This is a genomic window from Isoptericola sp. AK164 (assembly GCF_029643425.1).
Taxonomy (GTDB): Bacteria; Actinomycetota; Actinomycetes; order Actinomycetales; family Cellulomonadaceae; genus Isoptericola; species Isoptericola haloaureus.
In genome coordinates this window covers 775370-790211 of the sequence record NZ_CP119106.1, presented here as the reverse complement: position 1 = coordinate 790211, position 14842 = coordinate 775370, and the positions used below count along the sequence as shown (strand labels likewise).

Below are 14842 nucleotides of genomic sequence, written 5' to 3'. Positions count from 1 at the left end.
TCGCAGCGGCGCGGCGGGCCGCAGGGGAATAGGCTCTCAGGCATGCGATTCGGACTCTTCATCCCGCAGGGCTGGCGGATGTCCCTCACGGACGTCCCGCCGGAGCAGCACTGGGAGACGATGCTGTCTCTCCTCCACTACGCCGACAACGCCGCGGCCGGCGAGGCGGTACCGGGCGGTGAGTTCGCCTGGGAGTCGGTGTGGGTCTACGACCACTTCCACACCGTACCCGTGCCCAGCACCGAGGCGACCCACGAGGCCTGGTCGCTGATGGCCGCCTTCGCGGCCGCGTCCCAGCGCGTCCGCCTGGGGCAGATGTGCACGTGCATGGCCTACCGCGAACCCACCTACCTCGCCAAGGTCGCCTCCACCGTGGACGCGATCTCCGGCGGCCGCGTGGAGATGGGGATCGGCGCCGGCTGGTACGAGCACGAGTGGCGCGCGTACGGGTACGGCTTCCCCACCGCCGGGGAGCGCCTGCGCGCCCTGGACGAGGGCGTGCAGATCATGGCGAACATGTGGCGCACGGGGTCCTCGGGCACGTTCACCGGCGAGCGGTACCAGGTCGACGGGGCGCTCTGCTACCCGCAGCCGCTGCAGCGGTTGGCCGTCGGCCCCTCGGACAGCTCGGGCGGCGCCGACCTCGTGCCGTCCATCCCGCTGTGGATCGCCGGCGGCGGGGAGCGGAAGACCCTGCGCACCGCCGCGAAGTACGCCCAGTACACCAACTTCGCCGGCGACCCGGAGGGCTTCGACCACAAGTCGCGCATCCTGGAGCAGCACTGCGCCGACGTCGGCACGGACTTCGGGGCGATCACGCGGTCGGCCAACTACAACGTGGTCATCGGCGAGAACCAGGCCGAGATCGACGACAAGCTGGCCTGGGTGGCCTCGCACTTCTCGCGGTACGCTCCGGGCGAGCCGGGCGAGCGCGAGATCGCCAACTGGCGCAACGGCCCCCTGGTCGGCACCCCGGAGCAGATCGTCGAGACGCTGCAGGACCTGAGGTCCCGCGGCATGACGTACGCGATCACCTACTTCGCGAACGCCGTCGGCGACCGCGAGCAGATCGAGCTGTTCCAGCGTCAGGTCATCCCCGAGCTCCAGGGCTGACCACTCCCCTGGGTTCGAGCCCGTCCCCGAGACGACGCTCCGTCGTCGAGATACCGTCCGGTCGTCGAGATACCGGCCCGTCGCCGTCGTCGGCGTCGATCGACCGGTATCTCGGCGACGGAGCGGTATCTCGAGGGGTCGGTCAGCCCTCGGCGCACGAGGGTCGGGCCGACCCTGCACTCGCCAGCTCGCTCCGGGTCAGCCCTCGGCACCCCCGGGTCGGGCCGACCCTGCACTCGCCAGCTCGCTCCGGGTCAGCCCTCGGCGACCACCATCGCCGAGGAGATCCCGGCGTCGTGCGAGATCGACAGGTGCCAGTGCCGCACCCCGAGCTCGTCCGCCCGCGCCTGCACCGAGCCGCGCAGCTCGACCTGGGGCGGCCCGCCGACCACACGGTGCACCGTCGCGTCGTGCCAGTGCATGGTCCCCGGCGCGCCGAGCGCCTTGGCGATGGCCTCCTTGGCCGCGAACCGGGCCGCCAACGACGACGCCGGCAGCTCCCGCTCGGCCTCGGTGAACAGCTTCTCGCGCAACCGGGGCGTGCGCTCCAGGGTCGCCATGAACCGCTCGACGTCCACGACGTCGATGCCCACCCCGATGATCACCGTGTCACCCCTGGTCACCCCTGCCGACGGGTCACTCGACGGTGACCGACTTGGCCAGGTTGCGGGGCTGGTCGACGTCGAGCCCCTTGGCGCCGGCGAGCGCCATCGCGAAGATCTGCAGCGGCACCACGGCGAGCAGCGGCTGGAGCAGCGACGGGGCCTGCGGGATCCAGAAGATCTCGTCGGCGTACTGCCGCACCGCGTCGTCGCCGTCCTCGGCGATCACCAGCGTGCGCGCCCCGCGCGCCCGGATCTCCTGGATGTTGGAGACGACCTTGGAGTGCAGCTGGTCGCGGCCCCGCGGGGAGGGCACCACGACGAACACCGGCTGGCCCTCGTCGATCAGGGCGATCGGCCCGTGCTTGAGCTCGCCCGCGGCGAAGCCCTCGGCGTGGATGTAGGCGAGCTCCTTGAGCTTCAGCGCACCCTCCATCGCCACCGGGTACCCGACGTGGCGGCCGAGGAACAGCACCTTGTCGGCGGCTTGCATCGACCGGGCGGTGGCCCGGACGTACTCGCCGCGCTCGATGACGGTCTGCACCTTGCGGGACATGTCGCGCAGCTCGTCGAAGAGCTGGGCGACCTCGTCGGGGAACTTGTTGCCGCGCAGCTGGGCCAGGTACAGCCCGAGGATGTAGGCGGCGGTGATCTGGGCCAGGAAGGCCTTGGTCGAGGCCACCGCGATCTCCGGACCGGCGTGCGTGTACAGCACGGCGTCGGACTCGCGCGGGATGGTGGAGCCGTTGGTGTTGACGATGGCGAGCACCTTGGCGCCCTGCTCGCGGGCGTGGCGCACCGCCATCAGGGTGTCCATGGTCTCGCCGGACTGCGAGATCGCCACCACCAGGGTGCGCTCGTCGACGATCGGGTCGCGGTAGCGGAACTCGTGCGCGAGCTCGACCTCGACCGGGATGCGGCACCAGTGCTCGATGGCGTACTTGGCCACGTGCCCGGCATAGGCCGCCGTCCCGCAGGCGATGACGATGATCTTGTTCACGCTGCGCAGCACGGACTCGTCGATGCGCAGGTCGTCGAGGATGATCCGGCCCGAGGAGTCCGTCCGGCCGAGCAGGGTGTCGGCGACGGCGTGGGGCTGGTCGTGGATCTCCTTGTCCATGAAGGAGTCGAAGCCGCCCTTCTCGGCGGCGGCCGCGTCCCAGTCGACGGTGAACCGCTTGCCCTCGGCCGGCGCGCCGTCGAAGTCGGTGACGGTCACCGCGTCCGGGGTGATCGTGACGATCTGGTCCTGGCCGAGCTCGAGCGCCTCCTTGGTGTGCTCCACGAAGGCCGCGACGTCGGAGCCGAGGAAGTTCTCCCCCGCGCCGAGGCCGACGACGAGCGGCGAGTCGTGCCGGGCGCCCACCACGGTCTGCGGGTCGTCGGCGTGCACGGCGAGCAGGGTGAAGGTCCCGGTGAGCTGGCGGGCGGTGGCGGCCATCGCGGTGGCGAGGTCACCGGCCGCCCGGTACTCGCGCGCCAGGAGCTGGGCGGCGACCTCCGTGTCCGTGTCGGACAGGAACGTGACGCCGTCGGTCGTCAAGGAGTCGCGCAGCTCGCTGTAGTTCTCGATGATGCCGTTGTGGATGACCGCGAGACGGTCGCCGTCGGCCAGGTGCGGGTGGGCGTTGGTGTCGGTGGGGCCGCCGTGGGTCGCCCACCGCGTGTGCCCGATCGCGGCCGTCGCGGCCGGCAGCGGGTGCGCCGCGATCTCCGCGACGAGGTTGTCGAGCTTGCCGGACTTCTTGGCGAACGCCGCCTCGGGGCGGCCGGGGCCGACGAGCGCCACGCCCGCGGAGTCGTACCCGCGGTACTCGAGTCGCTTCAGCCCGGCCAGGGCCACCTCCAGCGGACGCTCGCTCGCGTCCGGGCCTCCGGCGACGGCAGTACCAGTCCCGGCGTATCCGACGATGCCACACATGCGCCGGAGTCTACCCGCGCGCCCTGGGCGTCCCCGAGCACCGGATTGCCGTCATCGGTCCCGACTCGGGCAGAATCGTCCCTGTGACCTTCGCGAGCCAGCACAGCCCCGCACCCGGCGAACCGGTGCCGCCGCGGCCGCTGAGCGAGCACCTGTCCCGGTTCGCCCCCGCCTCGCCGTACGTGGACTTCGACCGCGCGGCGTGGAGCCGGCTGTCGGAGCAGACGCCGCTGCCGCTGACCGACGCCGACGTCGAGCGCCTGCGCGGCCTGGGCGACCCGATCGACCTGGCGGAGGTCGACGCCGTCTACCGGCCGCTGTCGCGGCTGCTGAACCTGTACGTGACGGCGACGGGCGGGCTGCACCGGGCGACCTCGACGTTCCTCGGCGAGGACCCGCCCCGGACCCCGTACGTCATCGGGGTGGCGGGCTCGGTCGCGGTCGGCAAGTCGACGACGGCGCGCGTCCTGCGCGAGATGCTGGCGCGCTGGCCGGAGACGCCGCACGTCGAGCTGATCACCACCGACGGGTTCCTCTACCCGAACGCGGAGCTGGAGCGGCGCGGGCTGATGACGCGCAAGGGGTTCCCCGAGTCGTACGACCGCCGCAAGCTCATCCGTTTCCTGTCCCGGATCAAGGCCGGCCAGGCCGAGGTCCGCGCCCCGGTCTACTCCCACGTCACCTATGACATCGTGCCGGGCGAGGAGACGGTGGTGCACCGTCCCGACGTGCTGATCGTCGAGGGGCTGAACGTGCTGCAGCCGGCGCGGTACTCCTCCATCGACGAGTCGACGGTGGCGGTGAGCGACTTCTTCGACTTCTCGATCTACGTCGACGCCCGCACCCGCACGATCCGCCAGTGGTACGTCGACCGCTTCCTCAAGCTCCGACGCACGGCGTTCAGCCGGCCCGAGTCGTACTTCCGGCGCTACGCCGAGCTGTCCGACACCGAGGCGACGGACCGCGCCCTGCACATCTGGGAGACCATCAACGCGGTCAACCTCGAGCAGAACGTGCTGCCCACCCGCAGCCGGGCCACGCTCGTCATGAGCAAGGGGGCGGACCACGCGGTCCAGCGGGTCAGGCTACGCAAGCTCTGAGTCGTCGCGGCCGACGGCGACCTCCTGGGGCAACGGCGCCTGCTCGCGCATCTCCTCCAGCACCTCTTCGCGCGGGGTGAAGACCTGCACGACCCGGTCGACCAGCAGCCCCAGCAGCCCGCCCCCGACGACGCCGACGGCCATGGCCAGCAGCGGGTCGTGGCCGAGCACGCCGGCGGCGGCCACCCCGATCAGCGTGGAGTAGGCGGACCAGAGCACCGCGGCGATCGCCGAGAAGATCATGAACCGGCGCTGGGGGTACGCCACGGCGCCGGCGGTCATGTTCACCGCGACCCGGCCGACCGGGATGTAGCGCGCGGCGATGATGAACACGGCACCGCGCCGCGAGAGCGCACGGCGCGCCCAGGAGACCGCCTTGCGGCCGCGCTGCGAGCGCAGCATGCCGATGCGGTCGGTCCCGACCCGGCGGCCCAGGACGTAGGCCAGGTTGTCGCCGAGCCAGGCGCCGACGCCGGCGATGGGCACGATGAGCCAGAGCCACGGCAGGCCGGTGGCCTGGGCGGAGATGACGAGGGTCACCAGGACGGACTCGCTGGGGACCGGCGGGAAGAAGCCGTCGATGAACGCCGAGGCGAACATCGCCGGGTAGATCCACAGCGACGCGGCGACCTCGAGGATCCATCCCTCGAGCTGCTCCAGCAGCGTCGTCAGACCCGGCACGCGTTTCCCTCGTTCGTCAGCCGGGCGTCCCCCCGGCGATGGGTGGCACCGACCGGTGCCCGGGAACCAGCGTAGGGGTCCGCGGGCACCTGGTGGGTCCGCCGGACGCCCCGACAGGCCCTGCGCCGCGAACGTTCACAGGGGATTCACAGAGCCGTCTCGCCCTGTCGACGTGGTCCCGTCCTCAGGCGCCGGGCAGGTCGAACCCGAGCTCCTGCGCGGCCCGGCCGGGGTCCGGGTCCCCGGCGAAGTGCCGCAGCAGGTTCTCGTTCGAGGTCAGCGACCGCGGGACCGCCGCGTCGAGGTAGAGGCGACCGTGCAGATGGTCGGTCTCGTGCTGCACGATCCGCGCGGGCCAGCCCGTCAGCACCTCGTCGAGCGCCGTCCCGTGCTCGTCCTGACCCGTCAGCCGGACCCGGCGGTGACGCGCGACGACGGCCTGCCAGCCCGCCACGGACAGGCACCCCTCGTAGAAGGGGACGTCGGGGGTGTCGTCGACCGGCGCACACCGGGGGTTGACCAGCACGCGGAAGGGCAGGGGGTGCCGGTCCCTCGGGTCGTCGGGGACGCCGGCGTCCTCGCACACGGCGATCGCCAGCCCGATCCCGACCTGCGGGGCGGCCAGCCCCACGCCGGGAGCCGCGTGCATGGTGCGACGCATCGCGCCCAGCAGCCGCGGCAGCACGTCGCCGAGCTGTCCGGTGTACGGCGCGGCCGGACGCCGCAGCACGGGGTCGCCGGCCTGCACGATCGGCAGCACGCCGGGGTGGTCGGTGCGCCCCTCGGCCACGTCGAGCAGGTCGGCGACGGCCTCGGCGAGCTCCGGACGGACCGGACCCGACCAGCCGGTCACAGGGCGAGCTGCTCCCGGACCACGGCCGCGAGCCGCTCCGCGACGCCGTCGGCCTGCGCCTGGCTGGCCGCCTCGACCATGACCCGCACGACCGGTTCGGTGCCCGAGGGTCGCAGCAGCACACGCCCCGTCTCGCCGAGCACCGCCTCGGAGGCCTCGACCGCCTCGACCACGCGCTCGTCCGTGCTGGCGCGGTTCTTGTCGACGTCCTTGACGTTGATGAGGGTCTGGGGCAGCCGCGGGATCTCTGCGGCCAGGTCGGCCAGCCGCTGACCGGAGGCCTTGACCCGCGCCGCCAGGTGCAGCGCGGTCAGGACGCCGTCCCCCGTCGTGGCGTGCTCGGCCAGGATGATGTGCCCCGACTGCTCCCCGCCGAGACCGAATCCGCCCGTGCGCATGTCCTCCAGGACGTAGCGGTCGCCGACGGCGGTCTGCCGGGTGGCGATCCCCGCGTCGCGCATCGCCAGCAGCAGACCGAGGTTGCTCATCACGGTGACCACGAGCGTGTCCTGCGGCAGACGGCCGTCCACGCGCAGCGACTTGGCCAGGATGCCGAGGATCTGGTCGCCGTCGACGAGCACCCCGCCGTGGTCGACGGCGAGGCAGCGGTCCGCGTCGCCGTCGAAGGCGACGCCGAAGTCGGCCTCGGCAGCGACGACCACGGCCTGCAGCTGCTCGGGGTGGGTCGAGCCGGCCTTCTCGTTGATGTTGCGCCCGTCCGGGCTGGCGTTGATGACCACGACGTCGGCCCCGGCCTGGCGCAGCGCCTCCGGGCCGACCTGGCTCGCGGCACCGTTGGCGGCGTCCACGGCGATGCGCAGGCCTTCCAGCGGCCGGTGGTCGGGCGTGGTGCCGATGCTGGCGGTGACGTGGTCGACGTACTGGCGGACGGCGATGCCCTGGTCGGCCCGGATCCGGCCGACGTCGGCACCGGTCGGGCGTTCGCGGCCCGTGCCGAGCAACGCCTCGATCTCGTCCTCGACGCCGTCGTCCAGCTTGAGCCCGCCGCGGGCGAAGAACTTGATGCCGTTGTCGGGCATCGGGTTGTGCGAGGCGGAGACCATGACGCCGAGGTCGGCCTGCATGGCGCTCACGAGGAAGGCGAGGGCCGGGGTCGGCACGACGCCGAGGTCGACGACGTCGACGCCGGAGCCGGCCAGACCTGCGCTCACGGCGGCCGAGAGGAACTCGCCGGACGCCCGGGGGTCGCGCCCCACGACGGCCTTGGGGCGGTGCCCCACGGTGTCGGTGCGACGTCCGAGCACGTCCGCGGCGGCGCTGCCCAGGTCGAGCGCCAGCTCGACGGTCACGTCGCGGTTGGCCAGGCCACGGACACCGTCCGTACCGAAAAGTCGTCCCATCAGTCCTCCTCGCCCCACATCCGGTCGATCCTAGCGGGCGGGGCACCCTGCCCCACTCCCTGCCCCGGGCGGCTCCGTCCCCGGGGACGCGAACGGCCCCGTCGGGCGGACCGACGGGGCCGTTCGTGCGAAGCGGCGACGATCAGCGCTTCGAGTACTGCGGAGCCTTGCGGGCCTTCTTGAGACCGGCCTTCTTGCTCTCCACCGCGCGCGCGTCGCGGGTGAGGAAGCCGGCCTTCTTGAGAGCGTCGCGGTTGGCCTCGCGGTCGATCTCGTTGAGGGCACGGGCGATCGCGAGACGCAGCGCGCCGGCCTGGCCCGAGGGGCCACCACCCGCGATGCGGGCGATGACGTCGAAGCGGCCCTCGACCTCGACCAGCTTCAGCGGGTCGTTGACGAGCTGCTGGTGCACCTTGTTCGGGAAGTACTGCTCGAGGGTGTGACCGTTGATCTTCCACTCACCGGAGCCGGGCACGAGGCGAACGCGCGCCACGGCCTCCTTGCGGCGGCCGAGGGCCTGCCCCGGGGCGGTGATGGACTGACCGCTGTTGGCCACGGGGGCCTCGGTCTCGGAGGTGTAGTTGCTGGGCGTGTTCTCGTCCAGCTCGGTGTCGACGGTGGTGTCAGCCACTGGTATTCCTTCGCTCGGCGTCGGGCAGCGGCTCAGGCCTGCTGCGAAAGCTGGGTGATCTCGAACGGCTGGGGCTTCTGCGCCGCGTGCGGGTGCTCCGCGCCGCGGTAGACCTTCAGCTTCTTGAGCTGCTCGCGAGCGAGCTTGGTCTTGGGAAGCATGCCGCGCACAGCCTTCTCGACGGCGCGCTCGGGGTTCTTCTCGAGCAGCTCGCCGTACGAGATCGAGCTGAGACCACCCGGGTACCCGGAGTGGCGGTAGGCCCGCTTGTTCTCGTGCTTGTTGCCGGAGAGGGCCACCTTCTCCGCGTTGATGACGACGACGAAGTCGCCGCCGTCCACGTGCGGGGCGAAGGTCGGCTTGTGCTTCCCGCGCAGGAGCGTGGCGACCTGGCTGGCCAGACGGCCCAGCACGACGTCGGAGGCGTCGACGACGTACCAGTCACGCTGGATGTCGCCGGGCTTCGGGGTGTAAGTACGCACGGTTGCGTCACCTTTTCGTGTTCGGTGTCGTCGGGCGAGAAGCGGCGCCCGATGAAGACAGCTGTTGTGCGCGGGTGCCCCGGGAACGTCCTGGCCTGGTGCCGTCGCACGGTGGGATCGCCGACGACACGGACGTTGGGGCATAGCACAACGACTCATCAGTCTAGCGGTGGCGGGGAGGAAGGGCAAAGCGACCTCGGTCACGTCCGGCCCCGGGCTGCAGACCGCCGCCCGGAGGTGCACGGTAGGAGCATGAGCGAGGACACCTCGGGCACGAGACCCGACCCGGAGAACGGAGCCGAGGGCGACAACGACCAGCTGTCGGCGGAGGACACCCTGGTCGACCGCGGCACGCAGGACGTCCTCGACGAGGGCTACTCGCCGCCGGAGCGCCCCCGGGCGAACCACTGGGGCGAGACGGCCTGGGAGGAGCTGACCGGGGAGCCGCTCGACCGTCGGCTGGCCGAGGAGCAGCCCGACTACTGGGAGGTGGACCCCCTCACCCATCCCGACACCACGCGGGCCGGACGCCTGGTCGCCGACGACGAGGCCGACCCCAACCAGGACGGTGGCCGGTCCAACGACCTCTACGGCACCGACGCGGGCGTCGACGGGGCGGGCGCGAGCGCCGAGGAAGCGGCGGTCCACTGGGTCGAGGAGCCGTAGCGCGTCCCGCGGGACGACAACGCGACCCCGGCGCGCCGTGTGCGGGCAGCCGGGGTCGCGTCGCCGCCGCAGACCGGGTCCCCCAGTCGCCCGTCCACGGGGCTCGTCAGGGGAGGTGCTCCCCACGTCCTCGGTGTCGAGTCCGATGTTCAGTCTAGGGAGCGGACCAGCACGCACGAGCGGGCCCGGCGGGTGAAGCAGGGGTGAAAACGGCGCTCACCGCCGCCCGTCGACCTCGTCGGCCCGACGGCGGGCCCGGATCCGCAGCGCCCTGCGACCCAGCTCGGCCTCCGCCACCGGGTAGGCCACGTGCTCGAGCGTCAGACCGCACGCCGGCGCGACCGCCGCGGCCGCGCCCCGGTCGCCGCCGGCGAGGACCGTCGCGGCGTCCGCGGCCGGACGCCGCCCCTCCCCCACGGCGAGCGACATCCCGACCAGGGCGCGCACCATCGAGTGGCAGAACGCGTCCGCCACGACCTCGGCGACCACCAGGCCGGCATCGGGGCCGTCGTCGGGCCGCGACCAGGAGAACCGGGTGAGCTCGCGGATGGTGGTCGCTCCCGCGCGCGGCTTGCAGAAGGCCGCGAAGTCGTGCAGGCCCGTCAGCGGGGCCGCCGCCGCGTCCATCGCGGCGACGTCCAGCGACCGCCGGTGCCACAGCACCCACTCGCGCTGCAGCGGGTCGCGCAGCGGGTGCTCGTCGGCGATGCGGTAGCGGTAGGTCCGCGACAGCGCCGAGAAGCGGGCGTCGAAGCCCGGGGGCGCGACCTCGGCCTCGTGCACCACGACGTCGCTCGGCAGGACTCCCGCCAGCCGGTCGACGAGGGCGCGGGCCGGCGTGCGGTCCGAGCGCCCCGGCATCGCGTCCCAGCGGTCGCGGGGCACGTCCACGTGGGCCACCTGGCCCCGGGCGTGCACCCCGGCGTCGGTGCGTCCGGCGACCGTGAGCCGCGGCCGCGGCAGGCCCAGCGGCTCCGTGCGCAGGATCGTGGCCAGCGCCTCCTCCAGGACGCCCTGGACGGTGCGCAGCCCGGGCTGCGCGGCCCAGCCGGCGAAGCCGGTCCCCGCGTAGGCGAGGTCCAGACGGACCCGCACGGTCGCGTCGTCGGGCGTCACCGGCGCGTTCGTGATGCTCACCCGGCCATTGTGCCCGGATGATGGTCCCGTGCCCGACCTCATGACCCTCGCCGTGGACTGCGGCGGCGGTGGCATCAAGGCCACCGTCCTGGACGACGCGGGGACGGCGCACGCCGACCCGGTCCGTGTACCGACCCCGTACCCGCTGCCGCCCGACCTGCTCGTGGACACGGTGGCCGCGATCGCGGCGGGACTGCCCCGCCCCGACCGCGTCACGGTCGGGCTGCCCGGGATGATCCGGCACGGGGTGGTCGTGCACACCCCGCACTACGTCACGCGCGCCGGCCCGCGCACCCGCGTCGACCCGGACCTGGTCGAGCGGTGGCGCAACGTCGACCTGCGCGCGGCGCTGCACGCGCGGCTCGACGTGCCCGCGCTGGTGCTCAACGACGCCGAGATGCACGCCGCCGGGGTCGTCGCGGGCAGCGGGATCGAGCTGGTGCTGACCCTGGGGACCGGCCTCGGCTCCGCCCTGTTCGACGGCGGCCGGCTGGCGCCGCACCTGGAGTGGTCCCGGGCACCCGTACGCCGCGGCACCACCTACGACGCGTACGTCGGCGAGCCGGAGCGCCGGCGGCTCGGCAACGGCCTGTGGTCGCGCCGCGTGGTCACCGTCGTCGACGGGCTGCGACCGGTGTTCTGGTGGGACCGGCTGTACCTCGGGGGCGGGAACTCACGGTGCCTGACGCCGGCCGCGCTGGACCGGCTCGGCGACGACGTCGTCGTCGTGCCGAACACCGCCGCGCTGGTCGGCGGGGTCCGCGCCTGGGACCTGGTCGGCTGACGACGCCGCCGCGTGCGCCTCGAGCAGCGCGCGCGAGAAGGCCACGGGGGCGTCCAGGCTCACCAGGTGCCGGGCCCGCGGCACGACGACGAGCCGGGCGTCCGCCCCGCTGGACCGCGCCGCGGCCAGCATCGAGCGTTCCTGGCCGCGGAAGTGGTCCCACTGGCCGTTCACCAGGCGCACCGGGCTGTACGCGCGCCGCAGTGCGGCCCGCGTGTCGAGCCGGCCGACCTGCTCGAGCACGTCCACCATCACCTCCAGCGCGAAGCCGCCGTCCCCGACGTCGCGCGCGGACTCCGGGTCCAGCAGGCCGCGGACGAAGAGGTCGTTGAGACGCGCTCCGCGGTCCGGCCACCGCTCGATCCACCGGGCGAGGACGAGCCATCCGGCCCGCAGCGGGGTGTCCGGGCTCGTGCTGCAGGAGGCGGCGAGCAGCCCGGCGCTCTGCCCCGGGTACCGGGCGCGGTGCTCGATCGCGACGTACCCGCCGAGGGACAGCCCCGCGACCAGCGCGCGGCCGCCCGCCGCGTCGACGGCCTCGCGCACCGTCTCGACGGCCTCGTCCAGCTCGAAGCGCGTCGCGCGACGGGCGCCGTGCCCGGGCAGGTCGGGAGCGACGGCGGGGACACCCGCCGCCCGGAGGCTCACCAGCTGCCGTCGCCACATCGTGTGCGAGGTGCGCGAGCCGTGCAGGAGCACCACCGGAAGCATGTCCTCACCGTAGGGACGACGAGGGCCCCGCACCAACGGTGCGGGGCCCTCGTCGTGTCCGGCCGGGAGGTCGGGAGGTCAGGCCTCCTTGGACTCCTCGGACTCGGCGGCCTTGTCCTCGGTGGCCTCGGGCGCCTCGGCGGCCGGGGTCTCCTCGGCGGTGTCGGCCGGCTTCTCGGCCTTCGACGACTTCGCGGACTTCTCGGCGGCCTTGGTGGCCTCCTTGACGACCGCCTGCTTCGGGCTCACGGGCTCGGTCACGAGCTCGATGACCGCCATCGGGGCGTTGTCGCCCTTGCGGTTGCCGACCTTCGTGATGCGCGTGTAGCCACCGTTGCGCTCGGCCATGGCCGGGGCGATCTCGGTGAACAGGGTGTGCACGACGGACTTGTCGCGCACGACGGTCTGGACCCGACGGCGGGCGTGCAGGTCACCGCGCTTGGCGAAGGTGATCAGACGCTCGGCGACCGGGCGCAGGCGCTTCGCCTTCGTCTCGGTGGTCGTGATGCGGCCGTGCTCGAAGAGAGCGGTCGCCAGGTTCGCGAGCATCAGCCGCTCGTGAGCCGGGCTCCCGCCGAGCCGCGGACCCTTGGTGGGGGTAGGCATTTCTGGTTCTCCTTGGATGTCGTTCCACACCGCGCGGCCCCGTCATGTCGAGCGGTGCCGCTGCAGGTGTGGTGCGTCAGTACGGCTGCTCGTCGGTGTACGACGCCTCGTCGTCCCCGCCGGCGAAGTACTGCGCCGAGGGGTCGAAGTCGAGCGGCGAGTCCTTGAGAGCAAGGCCCAGCTCCGCGAGCTTCTCCTTGACCTCGTTGATCGACTTGGCACCGAAGTTGCGGATGTCGAGCAGGTCCGCCTCGCTGCGCGCCACGAGCTCACCCACCTGGTGGATGCCCTCACGCTTGAGGCAGTTGTACGAACGGATCGTGAGGTTGAGCTCCTCGATCGGCAGCGCCAGGTCCGCGGCCAGCGCGGAGTCCGTCGGCGACGGGCCGATCTCGATGCCCTCGGCCTCGACGTTCAGCTCGCGGGCGAGGCCGAAGAGCTCGACGAGCGTCTTGCCGGCCGAGGCGAGCGCGTCGCGCGGGGCGATCGCGTTCTTCGTCTCGACGTCGACGATCAGCTTGTCGAAGTCGGTGCGCTGCTCGACACGGGTCGCCTCGACCTTGTACGTGACCTTGAGGACGGGCGAGTAGATCGAGTCCACGGGGATGCGGCCGATCTCGGCGTCCAGGGTCTTGTTCTGCGCGGCGGACACGTAGCCACGACCCCGCTCGACGGTCAGCTCGATCTCGAGCCGGCCCTCGTCGTTGAGCGTGGCGATGTGCAGGTCGGGGTTGTGCACCTCGACGCCCGCGGGCGGGACGATGTCCGCCGCGGTCGCCGCACCGGCGCCCTGCTTGCGCAGGTACATCACGACCGGCTCGTCGTTCTCCGAGGAGACGACGAGGTTCTTGATGTTGAGGATGATCTCGGTGACGTCCTCCTTGACACCCGGCACGGTGGTGAACTCGTGGAGCACACCGTCGATGCGGATGGAGGTGACCGCCGCGCCCGGGATGGACGACAGCAGCGTGCGACGCAGCGAGTTGCCGAGCGTGTAGCCGAAGCCGGGCTCGAGCGGCTCGATGGAGAAGCGCGAACGGTACTCCGAGATGACCTCTTCGGTCAGCGAGGGGCGCTGTGCGATGAGCACTGTGATGGTCCTTTCAGTGTGCGTCCGCCATATGACGCATCACGGATCCGCGGTCTACGCGGCCCCGGACGGGACTCGGTCCACCCGCCCGGGCAGGGCTTGAACCGACCGGGCACGGGGGCCCGGTCGGTTCGAGGGGTCAGACGCGGCGACGCTTCGGGGGACGGCAGCCGTTGTGCGCCTGGGGCGTGACGTCCTGGATCGAGCCGACCTCGATGCCGGTCGCCTGCAGCGAACGGATCGCGGTCTCACGACCCGAACCCGGGCCCTTGACGAAGACGTCGACCTTCTTGACGCCGTGGTCCTGGGCGCGGCGCGCGGCGGACTCGGCGGCGAGCTGGGCGGCGTAGGGCGTGGACTTGCGCGAGCCCTTGAAGCCGACGTGGCCGGCGGAGGCCCACGAGATCACGGCGCCCGACGGGTCGGTGATCGACACGATCGTGTTGTTGAAGGTGCTCTTGATGTGCGCCTGGCCGTGCGGGACGTTCTTCTTGTCCTTGCGACGCGGCTTGCGCGCGGCGGTCGAGCGGGACTTGGGAGGCATATGCGTTGATACTCCTGGTCTGAGGTCGTCGGACCGGGGCGAAGGTCAGCGGCGCTGACCCGCTCCACGGACTGCTGACGTCAGCGGGCCTTCTTCTTGCCCGCGACGGTGCGCTTCTTGCCCTTGCGGGTACGCGCGTTGGTCTTGGTGCGCTGGCCACGCACCGGCAGTCCGCGACGGTGACGCAGACCCTGGTAGGTGCCGATCTCCACCTTGCGGCGGATGTCGGCCGCGACCTCGCGGCGGAGGTCACCCTCGAGCTGGAAGTTGCCCTCGAGGTGGTCGCGCAGCGCGACGAGCTCGGCGTCGCCGAGGTCCTTCACGCGCGTGTCCGGGGAGATCCCGGTGGCCGCGACGGTCTGCTCGGCGCGGGTGCGACCGACGCCGTAGATGTAGGTGAGTGCGACGACGACCCGCTTCTCGCGCGGGAGGTCGACGCCGATCAGACGTGCCATTCCTGGCGACTCCTGTCCTTCGTCCAGAGGTCTACCGCACCAGCCTCCCGCGAGGACCGCGGGCCCCGGCCCCTGGACCGAGGGTTCTGCCGCTCAGCGAGCGGC

The 14842-nt window shown here is 72.4% G+C and carries 17 protein-coding genes; 4 read left to right on the top strand and 13 right to left on the bottom strand.

Annotated elements, in window-relative coordinates:
• The first annotated feature begins 42 nt into the window (after positions 1–42).
• Positions 43–1113: a TIGR03560 family F420-dependent LLM class oxidoreductase gene (locus PO879_RS03630; protein WP_278236564.1), complete on the top strand. Its 1071-nt coding sequence runs from the start codon at positions 43–45 to the stop codon at positions 1111–1113.
• A 254-nt stretch (positions 1114–1367) separates the two neighbouring features.
• Here PO879_RS03630 and PO879_RS03625 read toward each other — a convergent pair whose 3' ends face one another.
• Positions 1368–1718 (bottom strand): holo-ACP synthase, encoded by a 351-nt coding sequence (locus PO879_RS03625; protein WP_278236563.1) that lies wholly within the window; start codon positions 1716–1718, stop codon positions 1368–1370.
• A 31-nt stretch (positions 1719–1749) separates the two neighbouring features.
• A complete protein-coding gene (glmS, locus tag PO879_RS03620) occupies positions 1750–3636 on the bottom strand; it encodes a glutamine--fructose-6-phosphate transaminase (isomerizing) (RefSeq protein ID WP_278236562.1) in 1887 nt (628 codons plus the stop codon).
• 125 nt (positions 3637–3761) lie between these two features.
• On the opposite strand from glmS, the gene coaA reads away from it, so the two are divergent.
• On the top strand, positions 3762–4736 hold the full coding sequence (gene coaA / locus PO879_RS03615; RefSeq protein ID WP_278237448.1) for a type I pantothenate kinase: 975 nt from the start codon (positions 3762–3764) through the stop codon (positions 4734–4736).
• Here the strand turns inward: coaA and PO879_RS03610 are convergent.
• The 5 genes from PO879_RS03610 to rplM all read right to left on the bottom strand — a co-directional run bounded on the left by PO879_RS03610 (position 4722) and on the right by rplM (position 8744).
• Complete coding sequence (locus tag PO879_RS03610) at positions 4722–5417, bottom strand: DedA family protein (protein ID WP_278236561.1); 696 nt, start codon at positions 5415–5417, stop codon at positions 4722–4724. The genes coaA and PO879_RS03610 overlap by 15 nt on opposite strands.
• A gap of 184 nt (positions 5418–5601) precedes the next feature.
• Positions 5602–6216: a peptide deformylase gene (locus tag PO879_RS03605; RefSeq protein WP_278237447.1), complete on the bottom strand. Its 615-nt coding sequence runs from the start codon at positions 6214–6216 to the stop codon at positions 5602–5604.
• A 50-nt stretch (positions 6217–6266) separates the two neighbouring features.
• The gene (gene glmM / locus PO879_RS03600) at positions 6267–7631 is read right to left on the bottom strand and encodes a phosphoglucosamine mutase (RefSeq protein WP_278236560.1); all 1365 of its coding nucleotides are present in this window, start codon (positions 7629–7631) and stop codon (positions 6267–6269) included.
• A 142-nt stretch (positions 7632–7773) separates the two neighbouring features.
• Positions 7774–8262 carry a 30S ribosomal protein S9 gene (rpsI, locus tag PO879_RS03595; RefSeq protein WP_278236559.1) on the bottom strand — a complete coding sequence of 163 codons (489 nt, stop codon included), beginning with the start codon at positions 8260–8262 and terminating at the stop codon, positions 7774–7776.
• 32 nt (positions 8263–8294) lie between these two features.
• Complete coding sequence (gene rplM, locus PO879_RS03590) at positions 8295–8744, bottom strand: 50S ribosomal protein L13 (RefSeq protein ID WP_278236558.1); 450 nt, start codon at positions 8742–8744, stop codon at positions 8295–8297.
• 252 nt (positions 8745–8996) lie between these two features.
• Between rplM and PO879_RS03585 the strand changes: the two genes are divergently transcribed.
• Positions 8997–9410, top strand: a complete 414-nt coding sequence (locus tag PO879_RS03585; protein WP_278236557.1) for a DUF5709 domain-containing protein — start codon at positions 8997–8999, stop codon at positions 9408–9410.
• Between the two features lie 216 nt (positions 9411–9626).
• On the opposite strand, the gene truA is transcribed toward PO879_RS03585, so the two are convergent.
• A complete protein-coding gene (gene truA, locus PO879_RS03580) occupies positions 9627–10547 on the bottom strand; it encodes a tRNA pseudouridine(38-40) synthase TruA (RefSeq protein WP_278236556.1) in 921 nt (306 codons plus the stop codon).
• Between the two features lie 28 nt (positions 10548–10575).
• On the opposite strand from truA, the gene PO879_RS03575 reads away from it, so the two are divergent.
• Positions 10576–11331, top strand: a complete 756-nt coding sequence (locus PO879_RS03575; RefSeq protein ID WP_278236555.1) for an ROK family protein — start codon at positions 10576–10578, stop codon at positions 11329–11331.
• Here the strand turns inward: PO879_RS03575 and PO879_RS03570 are convergent.
• The 5 genes from PO879_RS03570 to rpsM form a co-directional block, all read right to left on the bottom strand.
• The gene (locus tag PO879_RS03570; protein WP_278236554.1) at positions 11221–12042 is read right to left on the bottom strand and encodes an alpha/beta hydrolase; all 822 of its coding nucleotides are present in this window, start codon (positions 12040–12042) and stop codon (positions 11221–11223) included. The genes PO879_RS03575 and PO879_RS03570 overlap by 111 nt on opposite strands.
• Positions 12043–12120: 78 nt before the next feature.
• The gene (gene rplQ / locus PO879_RS03565; RefSeq protein WP_278236553.1) at positions 12121–12648 is read right to left on the bottom strand and encodes a 50S ribosomal protein L17; all 528 of its coding nucleotides are present in this window, start codon (positions 12646–12648) and stop codon (positions 12121–12123) included.
• Positions 12649–12724: 76 nt separating this feature from the next.
• Positions 12725–13738 (bottom strand): DNA-directed RNA polymerase subunit alpha, encoded by a 1014-nt coding sequence (locus PO879_RS03560; protein WP_278236552.1) that lies wholly within the window; start codon positions 13736–13738, stop codon positions 12725–12727.
• A 139-nt stretch (positions 13739–13877) separates the two neighbouring features.
• A complete protein-coding gene (rpsK, locus tag PO879_RS03555; protein ID WP_171246390.1) occupies positions 13878–14282 on the bottom strand; it encodes a 30S ribosomal protein S11 in 405 nt (134 codons plus the stop codon).
• Between the two features lie 80 nt (positions 14283–14362).
• A complete protein-coding gene (rpsM, locus tag PO879_RS03550; RefSeq protein WP_278236551.1) occupies positions 14363–14737 on the bottom strand; it encodes a 30S ribosomal protein S13 in 375 nt (124 codons plus the stop codon).
• Positions 14738–14842 lie beyond the last annotated feature (105 nt).

What these genes read in the sequence shown, in the direction of transcription:
- rpsK (WP_171246390.1), bottom strand. Translation starts at nt 14,282, where the DNA reads ATGCCTCCCAAGTCCCGCTCGACCGCCGCGCGCAAGCCGCGTCGCAAG.
- glmS (WP_278236562.1), bottom strand. Translation starts at nt 3,636, where the DNA reads ATGTGTGGCATCGTCGGATACGCCGGGACTGGTACTGCCGTCGCCGGA.
- rpsM (WP_278236551.1), bottom strand. Translation starts at nt 14,737, where the DNA reads ATGGCACGTCTGATCGGCGTCGACCTCCCGCGCGAGAAGCGGGTCGTC.
- glmM (WP_278236560.1), bottom strand. Translation starts at nt 7,631, where the DNA reads ATGGGACGACTTTTCGGTACGGACGGTGTCCGTGGCCTGGCCAACCGC.
- PO879_RS03570 (WP_278236554.1), bottom strand. Translation starts at nt 12,042, where the DNA reads ATGCTTCCGGTGGTGCTCCTGCACGGCTCGCGCACCTCGCACACGATG.
- PO879_RS03630 (WP_278236564.1), top strand. Translation starts at nt 43, where the DNA reads ATGCGATTCGGACTCTTCATCCCGCAGGGCTGGCGGATGTCCCTCACG.
- PO879_RS03585 (WP_278236557.1), top strand. Translation starts at nt 8,997, where the DNA reads ATGAGCGAGGACACCTCGGGCACGAGACCCGACCCGGAGAACGGAGCC.
- rplQ (WP_278236553.1), bottom strand. Translation starts at nt 12,648, where the DNA reads ATGCCTACCCCCACCAAGGGTCCGCGGCTCGGCGGGAGCCCGGCTCAC.